This window comes from Gilliamella sp. wkB308 (genome assembly GCF_001690185.1).
Lineage (GTDB): Bacteria > Pseudomonadota > Gammaproteobacteria > Enterobacterales > Orbaceae > Gilliamella > Gilliamella apicola_I.
Window position 1 is genome coordinate 1 of the sequence record NZ_LZGN01000021.1, and the last position, 1079, is coordinate 1079.

Genomic DNA, 1079 nt, shown 5'->3' on the forward strand with positions numbered 1-1079 from the left:
CAAAGCTACCACCTTTTACATTGACCACTGTCGAACCTTGTAATACACCATGAAAGTTTTCCCAATCATAAACTTTTATATGAAATTTGTTTAAATCTTTAAAGGCTCTTCTCGGTGGCCATGCTTTAAACATCCATTTCATTGCCACCGCTTCGTAAAGGTAAACCTTGCCTGTTTTTCGATTAAAACGAATTGGATTACTTACGGGGGCATAGTGACCAAAAAGAAGAGTAAAGAGAGTGAAATAAAGTACCAGACCTAATCCAATAGATGCAAAAAAATATATTATTGCCATGAACCAATAAAGTTTTAATTCAGTTAAAAAATAAAAAAATAACGAAATAAGCAAAATTTCTCCACTTCCGAATAAAAAAAATCCAATATAAGGTCCGATAATTTTTCGTTTACGATAGATTTCAAGGTAATTATCCGTCGCACATGCAATATAATTAGCACGACGCTTATTCCCTGGTCCGCCCCCGTTAGATAAATCACTTTTCCAACAAACAATTGGTGGTTTGTAACATGATGGCATTTTTTGCTCCTGCTATACTGATTGTTTTGCTTTCCGTTTTTTAAACTAACGTTAAGATTATTCAACCAGATACACGGTTTTTGTTAGTTCATACTCTTGTTCTATTTGAGCTAGCTCTTCTTTTGAGCCCGCTTTCGATGCCTTGTCTAAACCTTCAATTTGTCTCGAGGTGACTTTTAACTTCGGTTTGACTTGCATAAAGGTTTTGGCATCCCAAGGTTTATAATCAACGTATTCTAAACCTGCTTGGTCTAAGGGTTTATCTGTGTTCCTTCCCATAAAATGACAGATCCAATGCCAATCCATCGTAAAACAATCCGTTTCACGGATATAAATATATTCAATCACTTTATAACTTTTGGGCTCACAAGCAGCCCCAATTAACGTATAACTTTCAAAGCTACCACCTTTTACATTAACCACTGTCGAACCTTGTAATACACCATGAAAGTTTTCCCAATCATAAACTTTTATATGAAATTTGTTTAAATCTTTAAAGGCTCTTCTCGGTGGCCATGCTTTAAACATCCATTTCATTGCCACC

Annotated in this window: 2 protein-coding genes; both read right to left on the minus strand. The window is 35.4% G+C overall.

The window, feature by feature from the left end:
- Positions 1 to 535 (minus strand): DUF6708 domain-containing protein (locus A9G10_RS02875; protein WP_218837322.1); only part of this gene is annotated, 535 nt, incomplete at its 3' end.
- Between the two features lie 57 nt (positions 536 to 592).
- A partial coding sequence (locus tag A9G10_RS12725) for a DUF6708 domain-containing protein (protein WP_179855802.1) occupies positions 593 to 1079 on the minus strand: 487 nt, incomplete at its 5' end.